The 2559-nt window shown below is 51.3% G+C and carries 1 protein-coding gene and 1 pseudogene; both read left to right on the top strand.

The genetic code is table 11. The annotated features are described in order from the left end of the window. Window positions 1–835, top strand: a pseudogene (locus tag B088_RS08715) (hypothetical protein); the annotation flags it as partial. 122 nt (window positions 836–957) lie between these two features. Then, complete coding sequence (locus B088_RS08080) at window positions 958–1887, top strand: DUF5106 domain-containing protein (RefSeq protein ID WP_081605497.1); 930 nt, start codon at window positions 958–960, stop codon at window positions 1885–1887. Window positions 1888–2559 lie beyond the last annotated feature (672 nt).

Below are 2559 nucleotides of genomic sequence, written 5' to 3'. Positions count from 1 at the left end.
GCAGAAGCAGCCCACCCTTAAGGAGGCATTCGGATATACTCTGGCGCCTAATGCAGATGGTACCCAGCTCCTTGCGGTTAAGGAGGGTATGCCCTCTGAGGTGGTTGCAACCATCGTGACAGATAAGAAGATCACATTCGGTGACACTGAGAAGGTTACTAATACCTACGATTACGTTGTTTCTTACAATGAGAACAGCAAGATCGGTAAGCAGCTACTCAATGCTTCTGAGGAGAACATGATGGCTCGCATCCGTATTGCTGCCGAGAATGAGTGCGGTGTGCGTATGACTGTCAAGGGTCTTAAGGACGGTGACAGCTTCCTCGTTCACTTCCTCCGTCCGGTTAGTCTGGATGCTGAGACTGATAAGTATCTCGTTGATGGTAAGGACTTTGGTGAGGAGCTCACTTGGCTTGACATTAATGATATCGTTCGTCTCTACGACTGGCGTAATTATGTCAAGACTACCAAGGACTATTACTTCATGCCGAAGCACGAGAACTACTTCAAGTACTACGATATCCAGTCCATCAAGATTGATACTAAGAATATCAAGCCTATTGGTCTGAAGGTCGGTGGTAAGCCTGAGACAACGATCCCGGAGAACATCATCTTCAAGCAGACTGATGACAATGAGACTGTAGAAGTCGTTGTCAATGACCAGAAGGTTACCAAGAAGTTCCGCTTTGGTCGTCTCACCTATCGTAACAACGGTTCGAATATCGATGAGGGCTTTAGCATTAAGGTACCTGTCACCGTTACTTACAAGTGGGGCGAGATTAAGGGCGAGGTTATCGTTCCTGTCAAGAAGACTTCAGAACTTCGTTCTCTCTGATTTAGCTTCATGAAATGACCTAGAGCATATGCTCTAACGTCACATATTCCTTAGGAGGCACTTTCACTTCGGTGAGAGTGCCTCCTTTTTTGTTTACATTTGCGCTATATATCAGTTACGTTATGTGTCGATCTATATTTGCCGTTGTTGCGCTTTCGCTGATGCTGTCCTACGGACTCCTCTCTTGCACCAGGGAGAAGCATACTGCCGTCTATCTCGACCAAGCCGGCGTTGCTTGGTTAGATACCGTTCCCACCCCGTCCGACCTTTCTTCGCCTGAGGAGCGAGCAGAGTACCGACTTCTTCACTATTGGGATGGGCTTGTCTTTACGGACGAGACGTATACCCACGATGCTGACTTTATGAGCCGGGTCTTTGATCGTTATGTCTCTCAGCTGTCGGAGGTAGACTCAGCGACTGCTTATCCTGCTGTTAAGGATCTCATGAGGCGGGCAGAGGCAGACTCCGTCTCCTATTATGTCTTTACCCACCTGGCTGACGGCCTCTATGAGCGTGGCGACTATGAGAGCTATCTGCCCTTTGCTCGTGCGATTATCGCCTCTGATTACTCTTCTGAGGACGATAAAATGATCCCGGAGTATCAGCTCTCGTTGGTCTTGAAGAACCGTCCTGGTACGCCTGCTGCCGACTTTACCTACAATACTCTCGATGGAGAGTCATCAATGAGGTCGCTTCTCGGAGAGCGCCCACTGATCCTCTTCTTCTACAACGTCCCCTGCCATACCTGCCATAGGGTTATGGCTGACATACAGTCCTCTGAGACCTTGTCTGCCGCTATCTCAGCAGGTAAGCTATCGGTGCTGACGGTGGATAAGATGGGACCCCTTGAGGAGTGGACGAGGTCCGTTAAGGACGAGCTTCCTAAGGGCTGGATCCATGGCTACAATTACACAGATCTATACGACACAGACCTCTATAATATCACGGGAGTCCCCACGATCTATCTCGTGGACAAGGATGGTATAGTCTTGCTTCGCGAGGCCTCTGTTGCTTCACTGGAGCAGTGGAGTCGGACTCATTTGTCTCTCTGATGTATCAAGCATCTGCTGTTTGCTATCTATTTGAATCTTGTTGCGATTTCTGATTTCCCTCCATGCTTAATGGTGGGTTTCCTTTTGCTCTTGCGGAGATTCCTCTGATGGGTCGTATGTAGGGTGTAAGTAGGATAGCTGCAAAGATACTTTCCTTACGGGGGGCGATGTCTCTTTGTGTCGCTTCTTGTCTTCTCGCTGCAACTATTCCTCCCTTTGGTCTCTAATGGACCGTAAATAGGTCGTCATCAGAGGACTGAGGAGCGGTCGGGTCGAACGGGTTGGACCTAATGGGTGAGTCTCCGAGCGAATCTCATCAATGGTTGCGCCGGACGATGCCGTAGGGGTGCCTCCCGCCGTACTATCCCGTAGGGGCGTAGCCCCGGAGGGATCATCGTTGTTTAGACCGGGCGTCGAGGCACGAAGTGCCGAAGACCCCGGGAAACGACGATGCATTCAAGGTATACGACCCCGCAAGGGTGTCGCACATACCAGTCAGTCAACCAGTGCGACACCTTACGGGGTCGCGGGATCGCTTGCAATGCCGGATCCCCGGGTCGCCGGGGCTACGCCCCTAGACCCGGGGCTAAACGACGAGCACCCCTGCCGGGGTGCCACTGACCGCCGACCCGTCCGACTTGTCCGATAGATCTCTGCCCCGTCCGATGGCCG

It is taken from the genome of Porphyromonas bennonis DSM 23058 = JCM 16335 (assembly GCF_000375645.1).
Classification (GTDB): Bacteria; Bacteroidota; Bacteroidia; order Bacteroidales; family Porphyromonadaceae; genus Porphyromonas_A; species Porphyromonas_A bennonis.
The sequence above is the reverse complement of the archived record's forward strand: the minus strand, read 5'-3'. Positions and strand labels throughout refer to the sequence as shown.

What these genes read in the sequence shown, in the direction of transcription:
- B088_RS08080 (WP_081605497.1), top strand. Translation starts at nt 958, where the DNA reads ATGTGTCGATCTATATTTGCCGTTGTTGCGCTTTCGCTGATGCTGTCC.